We start from the raw sequence: 17,591 nt of genomic DNA on the forward strand, positions 1-17,591 counted from the left end.
CGTCAGGACACATGGGAAACAGTCGCAAAATAGTTGTGATCGCAGCAGCACCGGACCGGGTCCCCCGCCGTCGGCTGGTCACCCGTGCGCCCCGTCCGCCATCGGCGGGCGTCGGGTGTGACCGAAGCCGGTCCGTTCGAGCGACCGACGGAACTAAACGCGTGGCTCTTTGTCTTTGTGGCACGCCTATGACGAACGAAACGCCCTCGTGTTGTTCGCCCTCGAAGGGCGGATCGCGGACGACCCGCGACGCGACGACCGACCGCGACGGCGAGTCCGCTTCGGCGGCGAAGGACGCCGCGGCGGGGGAGGCGGCGTCGGCGAACGCGAAACCGACCGGCAACGAAACCCGGATGCGCCGCCTTTTGGGCGGTACGTTCCGCATGGGAACCGATTCCGAGGTCGGCTTCGAGGACGACGGGGAGGGCCCGGCCCGCGAGGTCGTCGTAGATCCGTTCGCCGCCGGCATACACGCCGTGACGAACGCGGAGTTCTACGAGTTCGTCCGGGAGACGGGGTACACCACCGACGCCGAGCGCCACGGCTGGTCGTTCGTCTTCGAGGAGTTCCTCACGCCCGACGCCCGCGAGCACGTTGTCGGCACGTCCGGTGCGGCGGACTGGTGGGTCGGCGTCGAGGGTGCCTGCTGGTACCGTCCCAAAGGTCCCGGCTCGTCGATCGAAGACCGGCTCGACCACCCCGTGGTGCACGTCTCGTGGAACGACGCGGTCGCGTACTGCGACTGGGCGGACCGGCGCCTCCCGACGGAAGCCGAGTGGGAATACGCCGCCCGCGGCGGGCGCGAGGGCACCCGGTTTCCTTGGGGCGACGAACTCGAACCCCACGGCGAACACCGGTGTAACGTCTGGCAGGGGTCGTTCCCGGAGCACAATACCGCCTCGGACGGGTACCTGGGAACGGCGCCCGTGGACGCCTTCGAACCCAACGGATACGGGCTGTACAACGTCGTCGGCAACGTCTGGGAGTGGTGCGCCGACTGGTTCGATCCCGACTACCACGAAACGACCGCCGCCGAGAACCCGACCGGACCGGACGACGGTCGGGTGCGGTCGATGCGCGGCGGCTCCCACCTCTGTCACGAGTCGTGGTGCAATCGGTACCGCCTCGCTGCGCGGAGCAAGAACACGCCGGCGAGCTCGACGGGGAACATCGGGTTCCGGTGTGTTGCGAACGTTTGAATCTCTCTCCCCGTGACTTAATGCAGTGGCGGGCGTAGGCCCCGCCGTGACTTCGAGCCGAGACCATCCAAACGTAGTGGTCGTCTTCACTGACCAGCAGCGCTGGGACACGGCCGGCTGTTACGGGAACCCGATGGACGTTACGCCGACGCTCGACGCGATGGCGGACCGGGGAACCCGTCTCGAACAGTGCGTTTCGTCGAATCCCGTCTGCGGCCCGCAGCGGGCATCGCTGCAGACGGGACAGTATCCAACTGAGTGCGGCATCTACCGCAACCTCATGAGCGGCGAGGCCGACTCGCCGATCGAAGACACCACGACGCTCGCCGACGCGTTCAACGACGCCGGGTATCGGACCGGCTACGTCGGCAAGTGGCACATCGCGAACACCCGCCTCGAGCCGGTACCCGAGCGGCTTCGCGGCGGCTACGAGGACTACTGGCTCGCTGCCGACGCCCTAGAGCACACCTCGCAAGCCTACGAGGGAACCCTGTACGACGGAGACTGTGAACCAGTCGAGTTCGAGGATCGGTACCGCGTGGACTTCTTGACCGATCACGCCGAGGAATTCATTGCCGACGAGAGCGACTCGGACGATCCCTTCTTCCTCTTCCTGTCGTACCTCGAGCCCCACCATCAGAACGATCAGGACACTTACGTCGCGCCGGACGGCTACGCCGAGGAGTTCGCTAACCCATGGGTGCCGCCGGACCTCGAGGGGCGGCCGGGCGACTGGTTCGAGGAACTCCCTGATTACTACGGCTGTTGTCGGCGGATCGACGAGAACCTCGAGCGCCTGCTCGCGACGCTCGAGCGCGAAGGTATCGACGACGAAACGATCGTCCTCTTCACGTCCGATCACGGCTGCCACTTCCGCACGCGTAACCGCGAGTACAAGCGATCGTGCCACGAATCGTCTATCCGAGTCCCCGCCGTTTTGCAGGGTCCCGGCTTCGATGACGGCGGCACCGTCGAAGACGTAGTGAGTCTGCTCGACCTTCCCGCGACGCTGCTCGATGCCGCTGACGTCGAGGTGCCGGATTCGTTCCAGGGCGAGAGTGTTAGTCCGCTCGTCGCCGGGAACGAAGACGGAGCAAGCGGTGCCGAACGCGAGCGACCGGCCGATGCTTTCATTCAGGTCAGCGAATCGGCGGTTGAGCGGACCCTCCGCACCGATCGCTGGACCTACTCGGTGTACGACCCCGACGCCGACCCGATAGACGATCCCGCGAGTCCTGCGGACGGGTACGTCGAACGCTACCTCTACGATTTGCGGGCGGATCCGCACCAACAGGTGAACCTGATCGGTCGGCCCGATTATCGCGAGGTCGCTGACGAGTTGCGCGAGCGACTTCAAGCGCGTATCCGAGAGTATGAGGGTACCGACGTCGAGATTCTCGAGGCTGAGTATCCAGCCTGAGCGCTGATCCGTCTTTCTATATTCGAGGATAGAACGTACGATGGCCGTTCCTCAAACAGTTCATTGGGAAGCGGCTACGTCGGTCGGCGACGCTGCACCTCTTTGCGCGGGATCAGGTCTCCGTCCGGAAGTTTCACGAGATTATACTCGGTGACGCGGCTATCGATCATTTCTTCGGGTCCGTCGACGTATTAGTCGGCGGCATTGATCGCCCCGTAGTCACCCGCGACGACACAACCGTACATCGGTAGGACCTGATTGTACCACCAGGTCAGCCGCTGGAGGTGCTCGTCGTCGCCCGTGAGGAGGAGTTGCCCGATTTCGTCCATGACGTTGATCTCTACCGTCTCGGAAGCGTCGGGATTGCCGATCTCCGCAGGTACCTTCCAGTCCTCGTTCTCGTAGTCGGCATGGTTGAGGTGGAGGAACCACGGAATGGTTGCCGTCCGGACCGCCGTTTTCACTGCCAGATTCGTCTTCGGAGCCGTTCCCGCTACATCCAGCCAGCATCGCCGCGTCGCCCACGAACCCGCTTTCGAGAACGCCTCGTCGGCTTAGCCACTTCATCCGACGCTTCTGATCAAGATCCCTCGGATAGCGATTCAATCTCTCCTGGTAAAGGAGTGACAATAGGTATCAATCCTCGTTTTTCGAGATCGGACGACATGACGGTGATAAGAGACGTCACCTCACTGTCACCGGGCCTATCCGGGGGCGAGGGGAACGAAAGAAAATGGTACGGAAGAGCGCGGAACGACTGATCCCTCAGTGGACCTCGTCGATCGTGATATCGTCCAGCAGCGCAGTTCTCCGCGTTCCGATACCGCCAGCAGTGCGGCCGTCGCCGTACCCGGTTACCGACGCGATTTCAGCCCCGTCGGGATCGTGAAGCGTCACGGTGATTTCGTCATCCTGGGACCACTCGACGACGAGTTCGTGGAACTCGCCCGGTTCAAGCGCCTCGGGATCGACGCCGTCCTTGACGTCGCCGCCGGCTAACATCTGGAGTTTGATATCCGGATCGTCTTCCTCGAAATAGCTCCACAGGTTCTCGAGACGGATGAGGTGGAAATCGCCGACATCCATTGCACCGAAGACGATCCCCATGTGCGGCATCTCCTCCGTGAAGCCGATCTCCGCTGAGAAGGTTGTCCCCTGCGAGGGATACCGCTCGAGCCCGTCGGTCGAGACGATCGGCGTCGCGTTATCGGAATTGACGCCTCCTTTCAGACTGTAGTTCCCCTCTGCGATCGGTGCTTCTGAGGTGACTTCGTAGTTGTCCGCGCTCCCCTCGTACTCGTCGAGATTGCCGTTCTCGAAGCCGTCGACGACACCGGGAGAGCGATCGCCGACGTCGAACTCGTCGTCCTCGTCCTCGTCGTCGGTCTCGTTGACCAATCCGGCGGTCACCTGCGGCTGGTCGGCAACGAAGTTCAGCTCGAGGTCCTCGCCGGGATCGGATTCCCACTCGATGACCAGGTCCCAGCCGTCGCCAGTCCACTCGAAGCGGTGATCCCAGGCGAACGGTACGTCGGGAACGGTCGTCACCTGCGCCCGGAGGTCGAGCGTTGCTGATCCGTGCTCGGCGATGTCTTCTACGCGAGCGGCAGGAGCCGCGCCTGACTCGAGCGTGACGCTGCCCGAGGCGATCCCGTCACCGACGTTGTCCCGGACGATCGTCGACGGCGATTCGACGTAGATACCGCCGCTGTCTCGGACGTCGTTGTTGACGACGCGGACGTTGTTGGTATCTTTTCCGCTGCGTCCACCGACCGTAACGCTGATCCCCTCCTGACCCGACTCGTCAACAATCCTGAGGTTTGACACTGAGACACTTTCGGCGGGCCGGTGTTCGGGCGACGACCGCGAATCAATGCGAACGCCCTCGTCGCCAGGGTCTTTGATTACGCCGCCGTTGATCGTGATGTTCTCGCCGTCCTGAATCAGGACACCGTGGGAGTCCGTTCCGGCAATGTTAACCGAGTTGACCGTCGCATGAGAGGTGTCCGAGACCGTGAAGACGCCCCGTGCAGCGTTCCGAGCGACGACTTGTCCGCAAGTGATATCCGTACAGCTGTTCGCCAGCCGGAACGCGCCGTAACCGCCGCCGGGGTCGATATCGAGAGCGACGATCTCACCGACGGTCGCGTCTTGCGTGTCGTTGAGCAGAACGCCGGCACCGGTCGGTACATCCTTGACGATGATCTCACCAAGCTGGAGCCGATCGACCGCGTACGTCTCGAATGCGTGTTCGTTTGATCCCTCGACAATCCTCTCGATATAGGTGCTGTCGATCTGGATATCCTCGCAACGAATCGTATCGTCACCTCGCCCTTTCGCGAAACCGTCGATTCGGACTCCACTGATCGCCGGTTCACCGCGAATATCCAGGCGACCGATGTGAACGTTCCGAACGCTCCGGAAGAGGAGGGCCTGTCCTTCCCCCCGGATGACGGCCCGCGGAATCTCGATGTTCTCGGCGTCGAGTGCCCGGAGCGCGATACCGCCGTCAACACGGATCGTGCCGCGGACGTCAAGCACCACGTTGCTCGGCACATCGATCGCGTCGGGACCCGGTTCGTCCCAATTCGTCCCGCCGTCGGTTACCGTCCCTGACGCGGCGACGACAACCCGCTCCTTGCGGTCACGACCGTCAGTTAGACTATCGAGGGCCGTCTGTACGGCTTCGGTGAAGTCCTCACCACTGTACAGTGTTTCGTCTTGGGTGTCGACGTGAAGTATGCCTTCCTCGTCCCGCCAGACGAGTGCGTCGGCGTCGCGAGCTGCCGTATGGACGTGATCGACGTCAAGCGAGTGGAGGTCGAACAGGGTGTGTTCGTTCGCGTCGACGTCTCGGTTCCACGGACGTCCGTCTCTGCCTCTGTCGGCACTCTCCTGGGGGGTCGCGGATCCGATAGCCGTTCCTACGCTTCCGATACCGAGCATCGATATTGCAGAGCGACGCGTTAGCGAAAATCCGTCATCGTCCCCTCTATCGTCGCTACTATCAGGTATGTTTTGCTCTACCATATATCGGATCTTGTGAACTATCTACTTATATTTTATTCATATTTATTATAGTTATTGAAATTACAAATAAACTTCGATAACTGAGAACTTATTCCGTCGACAATCGGCGGTGCTGGTTCCCACAGGAGAGTAGCGAGCGGACCCTTTCACTTGCGGTTCGGCCCTGACGATCAGCAGGTACATTTGACGTCGATCGCCACGCCGTCCGAAAACATCGATCGGATCAGCCACTTCCACGTCACCGACGTGCCCGGGCGCTACGAGCCAGGCACAGGCGAGCTTAACTACGAAGCGATCTTCGGGGCGATCGCTGACACCGATTACGACGGATACGTCGACTGTGAGTTCTCACCGACGGGAGACGCCGACTAGGTAGTCGAAACCGTCCTCAAGTGGCGGTAGATCGACCTCACCGGTCCCCGCGCTTCCGCACTGACGACGGGCGCACCCCGTCCGAGCACGACCAGCTGTCCCGCCTTGGACGGTGAACCATCTCGAAGCCAAGTCCCGAAGACACTCGCTTACTCGTCTGCAACAACACGTTCCGAGGGAAGGATACTGGGGACGGGTACTACTCGACGAGTTCGGTACCCGCTAGCTCCTCATTGTTCCAATACTCGTGCTCGTCGGTCGCGCGGAAGCACTTACATCGGTACTCGCTGTCGTCGCTCCCGTACGCCTCTGGCCGCGTCGTCTCACAGACGGTACGGGCCTCCGGGCAGCGGGGATGGAACGGACACCCTTCCGGCTTCTCGGTAGGGTCCGGGATGTCGAGCCCGCGGAGCGGCGACTCTTGCTCGTCTTCGACGAAGAGGTTCGGCGTCGCCCATTTCAACGCCTGCGTGTAGGGATGCTGAGGGTTCTCGATGATCTCCTCGACGGTCCCGATCTCGACGATCTCTCCCAGGTACATCACGGCGATGCGTCCGCCGGACTTCTTCGTCAGATACCTCGCGTTCGAGAGGTCGTGGGACACGAACAGGAACGAGGTGTTGAACATCTCCCGCAGCTCCAGCATGAGGTCCATCATCTCGATCCGCAGCGAGACGTCAAGCGCACTGATAGCCTCGTCTGCTAGGATAAGATCCGGGTTCATCATCATCGCCCGGATCAGGACCGTCCGTTGCTGTTCGCCACCCGAGAGCTGGTGCGGGTAGCGATTCATGTAGTCTTCGACCGGAGTGAGTCCGACGCTTTCGGCGAGCGCATAGATACGCTCCTTGCACTCGCTGCGACCTAGGTCCGTGTTCTTTTTTAACGGCAACAGCAGTGAAGTGATCACGCGCTGATTGGGGTTCAGTGCGCTTCCGGGGTCCTGATGGATGATCTGAAGCGACCGCCGAATTTCGCTGAACGGGATGTCGGCGTTGCGGCTGTCACGCGCTTCCCCGATATCCTGGCCGCGGTAGCAGATCGTGCCGCTGGTCGGGCGCTGGAAGCCGATCGCGGTCTTCCCAAGCGTGGTCTTCCCACAGCCGGACTCGCCGACCAAGGCTATTACCTCTCCTTCGTCGATGTCGAGATCCACCTCGTCGACGGCGCGCACGACCTCGGAGTCGCCGAAGGGACCGAAGCCGCTCTCACCGAACTCGACGGTGACGTCTTGCATCGAGATGACCGGGTCAGCCCCGCTCATTGTTCACCCCCGTCGGCTGCGGCGGACTCGGCCGTCTCCTGTGGCGAGGACGGCAGTTGGATCGCATCTGCCGCGTCCTCGTAGTGGAAGCATGCAGTTTGTTGAGTATTCGACCCCTCTATCGTCCTGAGAGGCGGTTCCTCGTTGCGACACCGGTCGTCCGCGAGCGGGCATCGCGAACTGTACGAGCAGCCGTGGAACTGCTCGACCGGGTCCGGCTTGTCACCGGGTATCGGCTTCATCTCGTCGATATCTGAGGCCAAGCTCGGCGTCGACGCGAGTAGTGCCCTAGTGTAGGGGTGAGAGGCGTTCCAGACGATCTCGTCGGTTTCGCCCATCTCGATGAACTGGAAGGCGTACATGATAACCATTCGGTCTGCCAGCTTTGATAGTAGCGCCAGATCGTGGGTGATCATCACCATCGTCACGTCGTAATTGGTCTGCACATCTCGAAGGAGGGAGATGATCGACCGCTGCATCAGCAGATCAAGCGCCGCCGTCGGCTCGTCGAGGATCAACAGATCTGGGTCTAGAAGCAGGCTTAACGCGATCAGACCGCGCTGTTTCATGCCCCCGCTCAGCTCGTGTGGATATGAGTCCATAACCCGGTCGGGATCGAGATACAGGTCTTCGAGCAACTGTCGACCCCGCTCTAACCCCTCTTCGACGTTTTTGTTGTGGTCCTGGAGCGTCTCCTTAAAGTGTGCCCTGATCGTTTTGACGGGGTTAAACGAGCTCATCGCCCCCTGGAACACCATGGCGACCCGATCCCAGCGGAACCGTCGAAGCTCTTCCTCCGAGAGGTCTAACACGGAGATTGGGTCACCGCCCTCCGGCGGATTGAACGTGATGTCGCCACGACTCACGCCTGGTTCGACGACGCCGTCGAGCAGCGATGCGGCGAACATCGATTTGCCGCTGCCGCTCTCACCGACGACGCCGAGAATTTCGTCCTGGTAAATATCGATATCGGCGTCGCGGACGACCCGCGATTCGCCTCGATCCATGGGAAAGGCTACGTTGAGATTTCTGACTTCAGCTATCGGTTCGGATTTCATGCGTTATCGTGTTTTCCTTTTGAAGCGGATTTGTCGCCTTCACCAGCCGTTTGTGCGTGTCTTGCTCGGAGTCGGACGTTGAAAACGCTATCGAGCCCCTGCGACAGCAGGACGAACGAGACCGATAACAGGAAGATCGTCAACATCGGCCAGATGAGCCAATGGAGCTTCGCGGTGTCGTTCAGCGCGCCCGATTCGTACGCCATATTCATCATCACTCCCCAGTTCAGTGCGTTGAACGGGAGCACACCGATGAAGTACAGTCCGACCGATCCGAAGATAATTCCACGGGCCGCCAACGCGGCGTTGATGGCGATGTACGGCGTGAGCTGTCCTAACAGGTCCCGCCGGAGGATCGTCCAGGTTCTCAGTCCCATTATCCTCGAGGCCTCAACGTAGTGTTCCTCGCGGATGCTGAGCACCTGCGAGCGGATCTGTCGCGCCAAGGCGGGCCACGCATCGAGACCCAGGAGAACTCCGACGACATACGGGTTCCGAGGCTGGAAGACGGCGACCAGCACCATCACCAATGGGAGCCCCGGGATCGTGATAACGACGTCGGCGATCGTCATGAGTACCCTGTCGACCAACGTGTCTCGAAGGAACCCCGAAAGCAACCCGACGAGCGTCGCGAGACCGATCGCGATCCCGGCGCCGCCTAGGATCATCTGGAACATGGAGGGGGTCGCATGGATGAGCTGCGTGTGAATTGGCCGGCCGAGTGCGTCGGTCCCGAGCGGATACGCCCAGTTCTCGAACGGACCGAGCAGGAACGGTGCCTGACCGGACGACGGGGCGTTCGTGAACCAGACGCCGACGGTTCCCGCCAGGCCAAACATTATGAGCAGGCCCAGACCGACGACCGTCCGCCAGTCGTTGATCGCCACCTTCAGCGGTGCGCGGATGTACAGATCGTACTGCTGTTTCATCCGCTCCCAGCGTGTTAGCGACTCGACAGTGTCTTGGGGCTCGAACAGTGCTTCCAGTTCCGATTGTGTTTCGCCTTCTGAGTCACTCATTCAGTACCACCTCCGCCGCTCGCCCGCGGATCGATGTATCCGTAGGTTAAGTCGGCGATCAGGATCCCAATGATGGTGATCGACGTGAAAATGATCAGCGTCCCCATCAGCAACGGGTAGTCTCTGATGCTGATCGCGTTGTACATGAGCAGCCCCATCCCCGGGTAGGAGAAGATCTGCTCGAGGATGACTGAGCTGCTGAGTACCCCCGCGATCCCGATCATGAATCGCGTGTACATCGGCAAGATCGCGTTCCGACCGACGTACTCGGTCGCGATCCGACTCGGGCGAAGACCGCGGAGCTCCGCCACTCGGAGGTAGTCTTCACCGAGGACGCGGATCGCGTTCCCGCGCAGCGAGATCGCGCCAGAGATTCCGAGAATGCTCGTCGAGAGAATTGGCAGGGCCGCATGGTGAATGATGCTAGTCATGAACTCCAGGTTGAATCCAGGTTCGACTCCGGTGCCGACGCGACCGCCGGTCGGGAACCATCCGAGCTGTAGTGCGGCCGAGTAGATCAGCAGGAGCGCGACGATGTAGTACGGAGTCGACTGTAATGAGACCATGATGGTGGACATGATGGAGTCGAAACGGCTCTTCTCTTTGAAAGCCATTGCCGACCCGAGCAGAATACTCGCTGTGTACCCGATGACGAGCGAGTACACCGAGACGAACATCGACCACGGAATGCGCTCAGCGATGAGCGTCGTGACCGGTTCCTGGTGTGAGAACGACCGTCCCATGCTGAACTCGAACAGCAGTTGGCGCCAGTAGTCGATATACTGGATGTACACCGGATCGTCGGGCTGGATGTTCGCGTACAGCGTGACCATCTCCTCGATCTGTTCGAGGTCGGCTGTCCCGCCGGACGTCGTGATCTGCTGGAGGATGATATTCTGCATCGATTCCACTGGGCCACCAGGCATCATGTGATAGAGTGCAAACGTGAGCGTCACCGTCGCCCAGAACGTAATAACGGCCTGCCCAAGCCGTCGTATGAGATAGTTTAGATTCATGGGTGTGTCTACTATTGTGATCCAGTTACTATTTCTTTGTTATCATTTGTGGTCGGGCGAGTGAGCACCGAGTTCTCACAAGCTATTTTTGGCGGATGCGGCCGTTGAACAGCGCTTCCATGATCGGTTCGCTCACGTTCAACGGCGGTTGCGTATCTGAGACGATCTCGAAGTTCGTCGTGTCCAGCGCTCTAGTCTGATTCTCCTGGATGTAGGCGATTGCCGGGAGGCTGTAGTTGAACCACCACGACAGCGTTCGGGTTATCTCTCGAACCCGCTCGGTTGATTCGGCCGACCGTAGATCGTTGCTCAGTTGAGCCGGTCGGATCTCTTGTCCGCTCCCGCTGATCTCTTCGGCACCGATCTCGCTCGGGATGGTCATGGTAAGCGGAATGCCGGTCTCACCGGTCCCTTCCGTCTCCCCCGGGTCACCGATACGGACACCGTAGAAGTCGTTCGAGAAGTAGGAGGTCGGATGCCACAGCGCGGACGCGACGTGCCAGACCCAACCCATGTCGAACTCCCAGTTCTGCAGTGTGGTGTAGTAGTCCTCGCCGATGGCGTTCACTTCCGTCTCGATCCCGAAGCGATTGAGTGCGTCCGAGAAGGCCGTTGTCGGGAGTGCCTGACCGGTGTTGCTCCGTGAGAGGATGTTGAACGAGACCTGTTCTCCGTCAGGACTGACCCAGCTTCCGCCCTCCTCGGAGTAGCCGGCCGCACGCATGTACTCTCCAGCAGCTTCAGGATCAGACGCAACCGGATACTCGATGAGTTGTTCCGTGAAGTCCTCACCGAGGTATTCCCCGTGGATCGACTCTCGGAGACCGGTCTGCAACTGAGTCGGTTCCGCATTGTACCCGCCCTCGTTCGCGGCCGCACTCATCGCCTCGAGCGGCATGATGGCCATGATCGCCCGGCGGACATTCAGGTTCGAGAGATGCTTGTTGTTCCAGTTGAGGATGAACTTCTGGGCCCGGAACCAGTTGATCGTTCTCTCGATCTCCAGATCCGTGCTTTCCATCCACGTGTCGTCGGGGTGCACTCCCGCACGGTCGAGCGTGTTGTTTCTCGCCATCGCATCGGTTTCGCCGCCGACGGCGTAGATGCGGACCCCGGGGATGTCCGTCGACTCGGCCATCGGATGGTCCTCGACCAGTTCCGCATCGGCCCGGTCGCTGTTCCACTCGGTGGGCCGATACACGCCCGTTCCGTATCCGCCGTCGATGTAGTCTTCCGCACTAATCGTGTACTGGATGAGCTCTTCGGTGACGCTTTCGCGCTCGTCCGCGGAGCTCGCGTCTTCGTAATCCTCGAGATAGTCCGAGAACAGCTCTGAGTGGACGAAGGGCTCACCCACGAGGGAGGCCTGCATCAGCGTCGGCGTGACTGGGCTCTTGAACGTCCGCTTCACCGTGTAGTCATCGACGATTTCGTGACTCTCGTAGCTCGTCGAGTCGTAGTTCTGGTACCGCTTGAGTTCGAACGCGGTGTACAGATCCTCTGCCGTGATCTCGTCGCCGTTCCAGTAGGTCCATCCCTCCGGAATCGAGATCGTCATCTCTCTTTCGTCCGTTGAGATGTCCTCTAAGAACCGTGACTGCACAGTTCCGTCGGCGTGCCCGTTAGCGAGCCCCACGTTGAGGTACGTGCTGATGGTTTGGCCGTAGTTCTGGATATTGAAGGGATTGAACTGAACCTCCGGAAGCGGGCGTCCGACGACAAGGGTAAACCGGTCACTTTCGCCGCCTGCGCCTCCATTCCCACCGTCGCTGCTCGCATCATCTCCGTTGGTACAACCGGCAAGTAGTCCAGTGCCGGCGATCGCACCGATCTCAACAAATTTGCGTCGAGTCCAAGGGCTGCCATCTTCCATGGTTTTTGCTACGGTAACGCGTTAATAGGCATCCTATATAATTGTTAGCGTTATTCAGGTTAGGGAACATATCACAAATTATTACTCTGTAATGGCTTCGTCGGGTTGTCAGCCCTCGCGCTCCCTTTTTGTAAGCTAACGGGATTGGCTTGCGATCTCCGGCCGATCTCACAGCTCTCGCTGCTCTTCACGACGGTGGCAGTGCGTCATCAGTCCGAAGGAAAAAACGACCAAGGCTCCAAACGTGATCACCTGTATAACCGCGATGTAGTACGTCCCCGTCCCGGGTGAGACAACGGTCAAAGATCCCATCAACAGGACGATCGACAACAGAGAGATAATAAACACGTACCGAATACCTGTCTCACGCTCACAGAGATGGTCAATATACTTTTTTGAGGCCATACTTCGAGTGTGGATGTAGGAGTCCAAAAAAGGTTCGGCGGCTCCAAATTTACGCCGACGGTGGAGTACTCACGCTCGATACCGCTCGGTGTTCCCAGTATCGTCTCGGATTGATCCGTGCCGATTCTCGCGTTCCTTGAACGACGAACGGACCACAATACTTTCGATCCGTCGCATGAAATCGCTGAATATGCTAACTCCTGACACCCGTCTCTTCATCGTCGGCATCGTCGGCTTGGTGTTTCTGCTCGTATTGGTTCCGATCTCAGCGGTATATGCTATCGACTATCGTGTCACGGAATCGACGCTCCAGTCGACGAGTGACGATGGCGTCTCGACGTACGAGGAACTCGGTTCCGAAAGTCAGTCGACCGTCGATAGCGTCCGTGATGGGGAGGGACAGTGGTACCGATCACGTGAGTCGGCTCCGGCCCACCTCCCCTTGCTCTATGAGCGTAACGACGCCGTCTATATCGTCACGCTAGAAGAGCGGTACCACTGGTCCAGTTGGCGCGGCAAGGTCCCGATCGGCGCGCTCGCGATTGGGCTGCTCTGCGTGGCGAAGGCCACCCGAGACCAGGTATACAACATAATATACACTGACGAGTTCTGAGACGCGTCTACCGCTTACCACGGTACATACCGTGACATGCTCTCCGTCCGTAGCATAGACACGTCGGTCGTGATACCGCCGAACCGTGCGATCTGCCAATGGGAAAATATCTATATGCGAGGAGTTACCATCCAATCGATATGGCAACACAACAGTCCAGTTCGATCAGCGAGATGGCGCTCGTTCCGAAGAACCGTCTGTTCTGGATACTCGTCGGGATAGGTGTTCTGTTCGTAATTGGCGGTGTAATTTTATCGGAGGGAGTCCTCGCGGGCATGTTCGGAGTTTGGGGAGTTTCGCTCGTAGTCGGTACGATCCTCGGCTACGGTGTGTTGCAGTGGTGGTCGTCCGGTTCCAACTAATCAGAGACCGGTTGGTGGACAACGCCGTACGGGAACCGACGACGCCGGATCGAGACGGGAACGAATCGATCCGCTCGACACGCGTCTTGGGAACTCTGTCGTTCGAGAATCTCGACGACAGCGTCTGCGAATCCAAGAGGAGTCAGGTGGCGGTGTGACGGACATATCCGACGAACTCGAGCATTTGAAGGATACGATTCAGAGCTATCTCTGAACGCTCGAAGAGCGACGCATCATCGTCCACGAGGGCGACAGTTATCGACTCGGACTACGGTTCCTTAACATCGCCTCTCACAGGTAGGGACCCAACAGCTGATGTACTCCACGTCGCTCGGTGGTTCGAAAAACGAGGGCGCGTTAGACCGCCGCGGCGACGCTCACTGGGTGTTGAGCGTCACGTAGCCGTTGAAGTTGAGAACAACGTACTGCGCGAGGTCGCCGAAGAGCGCCTTTCCGGTCGGCGACCGCTTCTGACCAAGGATGAACACGTGGTCCGCGTCCATCTCCTCCGCGACTTCGATGACCGTCTCTGCACGTTCCTTTTCGGAAGATACGCGCGGAACTATTTCGTAAGACACCTCGTCATCGTCATCGAAGACCGATCGCGAAACTTCTTCAGCGTCGTTCATCGCCGCCTGGTAGGCGTTCTGGTCCGTGTATGACGTCTGTTCGATGTCCCCGATCGTGTTGAGGACCTCCTGTGTCTCCTCAAACTCGTCTTCCGTGAGCGTAACGAGGAGTATGAGGTCGGCGCCGGAACCGAGCGCGTGTTCTTTCGCTTCCTGGAGGAGTTCCGCGTGGGATTCGGAGTTCTCGATGAGTACTAATCCTCTGTCCATGTTACTGCGTTTATCTCACGTTATCTAAGTCTGTCGCAGACATCGACGCTATCGCGGACATTGACAGCGTCGCGTTCACTCCATAACCGAGCGTGAAGTCCGATCGGCCAGGCTATGCCAGACACGGTCCAGCAAGAGAACTTAGTGTCGTTTACTCGACGACCACTCACTCCTCGTGAACGGTAGTTTTTCACTTTGCTTCCAGTTCCACTGCTCCTAACAGCGATGCTGATAGAAAACGAAAGTGACGTTCAAATGGCCGATAACACGGTTCTGCCGCCTCGTTCAGGTCTGCGATATCCTACGCAGATCTATCACGCTCTGCGACGAGCTCGACGGCACTCGCCCTCCTCACTCGAGCGTGAGTTGATACGTCCCGGATTCGACCTCGATCACGATCGATCCGTCCACGCGGTGCACATTCGTGATGCCTTCGGGGAGTGACGAGGCGACTGGCGTCACGTCGATCCGGTTAGTCTCGACGTCGGCAGGGAGCGAAATCGAGGCGGTCGCGTTCCACGGCACCGTCACCTCGAGGTCGCAGTTCCCGTTCGATCGGGACCAGGCAACCTCGACGGGGCCGCGTTCGGTTGGGACTCGGCCCGAGGCGTGTTCGAGGTGGTCGATCGCCGGCCGAATCTCGAGGTGAGAGGCCTCTCGTTCGGCGAGACGGACGCCGAGCAGCGCGCGCTGGATACTCACGAGCACCGGCGCGCCCATCGCGTGGGATTCGCTGCGGTTTTGCCGCTCGTTGGTCGGCAGATCCGAATCGCGACAGTGCCAAGTCTCCCAGGTGAACGTCCCGCCCTGTGCGAGGATGTTCGCCCAGCCGTCGTCCTCGGCGTTCGTGAGCAGATCGATCAGCGCGTCGATTCGATCCGCCGCTTCGAGCGCCTCGAGCAGCCGCGGGACCATCATCGGCCCCATTCGCATTCCCATTTCGGCGATGTGGTCGGCAACCCCATCGATCGCGTCGTCGGGGACGAGACCGAATGCGAGCGCGAACGCGTTAGCGTGCTGGGAGCGGCCCTCGCTGGCGTCGGTCGCGTCGCAGCCGTCGACGAACAGGTCGCCGTCGAAGCAGTGCTCTCGAATCGCATCCTCGAGCGCCTGCTGCCGATCCCAATACGTCTCGATCTCCTCGGTCGGCCGATCGAGGGCGTCCGCGATGGCTGCGGCTTTGGCGAAGGCGTTGACGCCGAGGATGTTGACCGTCGTCCGGGCGGGCCAGTCGCGGTCGTAGCCGTAGCGCATCTCCGGCGGCCAGTCGACGATTCCCTCCTCGTAGGGGCCGCCCTCGCCGCCCGAGAGGTTAGTGACGAGACCGGTTTCCTCGTCGACGTGCTCGGCGATGTAGTCGGCGACCGCCTGCACGACCGGATAGGCCGTCTCGAGGATCGCCCGGTCGCCCGATTCACGGTAGTACTGCCAGACCCAGTCGGGGAACGCTTCGGTGAAATCCGGGATGTCGCGCTTGCCGTCGCCGTTGGGGTAGACGGCGTTCAGTCGCCCCTCGTCCTCCCAGTAGCGATAGTGCGACCGAACGAACTCCCGAATCGCCTGGCGCGTCAGCGCTCGCTCGCCGAACGCGCGCCGCGAGACCGCCGAGATGTTCAACGCGTCCATGAGGAACTGTCCCTTCTCCCGGGTCGGCGTGTCGATGAACTGCTCCTGGCTGCCGTACAGCGCCGAGTGACGCGCGAGTTCGAAGACGTCATCGAGGGTCTCGTTCGAACATTCGAACGTCGCCGCGTGTTCGTCCGGGACTTCGTTGTGCAGCGCCCGAAGCGACACCTGATCGGCCTCGAGATTTTCGCCGGGCGACTCGACTTGCAGATAGCGGACGCCGAGGTAGTTGAACGGCCGGAACGTGCACGCGCCGTCGCGCTGCACGTAGGCGTAGCGCATGTCGGTCCACTGGGTGCCTTCCTGCTCGTGGACGGTTCCGTCTTCGCGCAGGCGGTAGCCCGCTCGCATGTCGACGCGGTGGCCGGCGGTGCCGTCTTCGAACGCGACCGTCGGCAGGCCGGTGTAGACGCGGCCGAAGTCGACGACGGACGTCTCGTCGTCGATTTGCGTGATTGATTCGGGTTCGATTTTCCTCCCGACGACCTCTCGATCTTGTGCGATGAGTCGCTCCCACGGGTCGGTCGGATGCTCGCCGACCACGCCGGCAGCCGTCCAGTCGGCGTCGTCGAACCCGGGTTCGGCCCAGCCGCAAGGCTCGTCGCGACCGTCGACGATTTCGACCGCCTCGCCGATCTCGTCGTTTCGCAGCGGCGCGTCCTCGTCCCACTCGGCCTCGCGGAGTCGCCAGGAATCGTCGGTGACGATCGTCCGCTCGGTCCCGTCGGCGAGTTCGATCTCGAGTTGGCAGATGAATCCGGGCTCGGCGGTCGGCCGTCCCTGGCCCTCGCCCTGCCACGTGAACAGCGCGCCGACGGCGTTTTCGCCGGTCTCGAGCGCATCGGTCAGGTCGACGATCTTGTAGTAGTGGAAGTCGGGGTAGGAAAACGACTGGCCGCGGTCGACCCGCTCTCCGTTGACCGAGAGTTCGTACTGGTGGCAGGCGGCGACGTACGCGCGAGCACGCTCGACGTCGGCGTCCTCGGGGAGCGCGAACTCGCGGCGGGCGTAGGTGAACTGGCCGCGCTCGAAGTCCTCGACAGCGTCGGCGTTGACCTCTCCAGGTCGGCGGATCCAGTTCGCCGCCCAGTCGTCGGCCTCGAGCAGGCCCGTGCCCCACATCGCGGGCTCGCTCCACGCGCCGGCCTCGTCGCCGTCCCAGACGCGGACCTTCCAGTAGTAGTCCGTATCCGCCTCGAGGGCCGGCCCGTCGTAGGTGACCGACGGCGTCTCGCGCTCTCGCTTTCCCGTATCCCAGACGTCGCCCTCGTCGTCGGCCAGGCGCTCGCGGCTCGAAGCGACGAGCACGCGATAGGCCGTCTGGCCCGCGCCGCGGCGGTCGGTGTCGACTCGCCAGCGGAGGTCCGGCTTGCGCTCCTCGATACCGAGTGGGGTCTGGACGAACTCGGTTCGCAGCTCTGTTGGTTGCATCCGCGTCATCTCGTGCACCACGGTTGGTCGCGGACCAAGTAATAGGTGCCGACGTATCAGCCCC

Annotated in this window: 15 protein-coding genes; 5 read left to right on the forward strand and 10 right to left on the reverse strand. The window is 60.8% G+C overall.

All coding sequences use genetic code 11. From position 1 onward, the window contains the following. Nucleotides 1-188: 188 nt before the first annotated feature. Nucleotides 189-1,199, forward strand: coding sequence for a formylglycine-generating enzyme family protein (locus ATJ93_RS19775; protein ID WP_120246373.1), 1,011 nt, complete (start codon nucleotides 189-191; stop codon nucleotides 1,197-1,199). Between the two features lie 46 nt (nucleotides 1,200-1,245). Beyond that, the gene (locus ATJ93_RS19780) at nucleotides 1,246-2,619 is read left to right on the forward strand and encodes a sulfatase-like hydrolase/transferase (RefSeq protein WP_120246516.1); all 1,374 of its coding nucleotides are present in this window, start codon (nucleotides 1,246-1,248) and stop codon (nucleotides 2,617-2,619) included. Nucleotides 2,620-2,810: 191 nt separating this feature from the next. Here the strand turns inward: ATJ93_RS19780 and ATJ93_RS19785 are convergent, their stop codons facing one another. Then, the gene (locus tag ATJ93_RS19785) at nucleotides 2,811-3,083 is read right to left on the reverse strand and encodes a hypothetical protein (RefSeq protein ID WP_120246374.1); all 273 of its coding nucleotides are present in this window, start codon (nucleotides 3,081-3,083) and stop codon (nucleotides 2,811-2,813) included. A gap of 301 nt (nucleotides 3,084-3,384) precedes the next feature. Beyond that, complete coding sequence (locus tag ATJ93_RS19790) at nucleotides 3,385-5,565, reverse strand: right-handed parallel beta-helix repeat-containing protein (protein ID WP_170155614.1); 2,181 nt, start codon at nucleotides 5,563-5,565, stop codon at nucleotides 3,385-3,387. A gap of 267 nt (nucleotides 5,566-5,832) precedes the next feature. Here ATJ93_RS19790 and ATJ93_RS19795 point away from each other — a divergent pair, with 267 nt between their 5' ends. Then, nucleotides 5,833-6,021 (forward strand): TIM barrel protein, encoded by a 189-nt coding sequence (locus tag ATJ93_RS19795; RefSeq protein ID WP_211334100.1) that lies wholly within the window; start codon nucleotides 5,833-5,835, stop codon nucleotides 6,019-6,021. 199 nt (nucleotides 6,022-6,220) lie between these two features. On the opposite strand, the gene ATJ93_RS19800 is transcribed toward ATJ93_RS19795, so the two are convergent. The 6 genes from ATJ93_RS19800 to ATJ93_RS19825 form a co-directional block, all read right to left on the reverse strand. Then, nucleotides 6,221-7,285: an ABC transporter ATP-binding protein gene (locus tag ATJ93_RS19800; RefSeq protein ID WP_120246376.1), complete on the reverse strand. Its 1,065-nt coding sequence runs from the start codon at nucleotides 7,283-7,285 to the stop codon at nucleotides 6,221-6,223. Next, a complete protein-coding gene (locus tag ATJ93_RS19805) occupies nucleotides 7,282-8,343 on the reverse strand; it encodes an ABC transporter ATP-binding protein (RefSeq protein ID WP_120246377.1) in 1,062 nt (353 codons plus the stop codon). Before ATJ93_RS19805 ends, ATJ93_RS19800 begins: the two co-directional genes overlap by 4 nt. Further along, nucleotides 8,340-9,362 (reverse strand): ABC transporter permease, encoded by a 1,023-nt coding sequence (locus tag ATJ93_RS19810; RefSeq protein ID WP_120246378.1) that lies wholly within the window; start codon nucleotides 9,360-9,362, stop codon nucleotides 8,340-8,342. The genes ATJ93_RS19805 and ATJ93_RS19810 overlap by 4 nt, the downstream gene beginning before the upstream one ends. After that, on the reverse strand, nucleotides 9,359-10,378 hold the full coding sequence (locus tag ATJ93_RS19815) for an ABC transporter permease (RefSeq protein ID WP_120246379.1): 1,020 nt from the start codon (nucleotides 10,376-10,378) through the stop codon (nucleotides 9,359-9,361). Before ATJ93_RS19815 ends, ATJ93_RS19810 begins: the two co-directional genes overlap by 4 nt. 82 nt (nucleotides 10,379-10,460) lie before the next feature. Continuing rightward, the gene (locus tag ATJ93_RS19820; RefSeq protein WP_394338802.1) at nucleotides 10,461-12,014 is read right to left on the reverse strand and encodes an ABC transporter substrate-binding protein; all 1,554 of its coding nucleotides are present in this window, start codon (nucleotides 12,012-12,014) and stop codon (nucleotides 10,461-10,463) included. Between the two features lie 405 nt (nucleotides 12,015-12,419). After that, on the reverse strand, nucleotides 12,420-12,656 hold the full coding sequence (locus ATJ93_RS19825) for a hypothetical protein (RefSeq protein WP_120246381.1): 237 nt from the start codon (nucleotides 12,654-12,656) through the stop codon (nucleotides 12,420-12,422). A 190-nt stretch (nucleotides 12,657-12,846) separates the two neighbouring features. Between ATJ93_RS19825 and ATJ93_RS19830 the strand changes: the two genes are divergently transcribed. Both ATJ93_RS19830 and ATJ93_RS19835 read left to right on the forward strand, forming a co-directional pair. Then, on the forward strand, nucleotides 12,847-13,269 hold the full coding sequence (locus ATJ93_RS19830; protein WP_147376665.1) for a hypothetical protein: 423 nt from the start codon (nucleotides 12,847-12,849) through the stop codon (nucleotides 13,267-13,269). Nucleotides 13,270-13,409: 140 nt separating this feature from the next. Continuing rightward, nucleotides 13,410-13,631: a hypothetical protein gene (locus ATJ93_RS19835; protein WP_120246383.1), complete on the forward strand. Its 222-nt coding sequence runs from the start codon at nucleotides 13,410-13,412 to the stop codon at nucleotides 13,629-13,631. A 377-nt stretch (nucleotides 13,632-14,008) separates the two neighbouring features. On the opposite strand, the gene ATJ93_RS19840 is transcribed toward ATJ93_RS19835, so the two are convergent. Further along, entirely contained in the window at nucleotides 14,009-14,470 is a 462-nt protein-coding gene (locus tag ATJ93_RS19840; RefSeq protein WP_120246384.1) for a universal stress protein, read from the reverse strand. 351 nt (nucleotides 14,471-14,821) lie between these two features. Beyond that, nucleotides 14,822-17,536 carry a family 78 glycoside hydrolase catalytic domain gene (locus tag ATJ93_RS19845; protein ID WP_120246517.1) on the reverse strand — a complete coding sequence of 905 codons (2,715 nt, stop codon included), beginning with the start codon at nucleotides 17,534-17,536 and terminating at the stop codon, nucleotides 14,822-14,824. Between the last annotated feature and the right edge of the window lie 55 nt (nucleotides 17,537-17,591).

The organism is Halopiger aswanensis, from assembly GCF_003610195.1.
Taxonomy (GTDB): Archaea; Halobacteriota; Halobacteria; order Halobacteriales; family Natrialbaceae; genus Halopiger; species Halopiger aswanensis.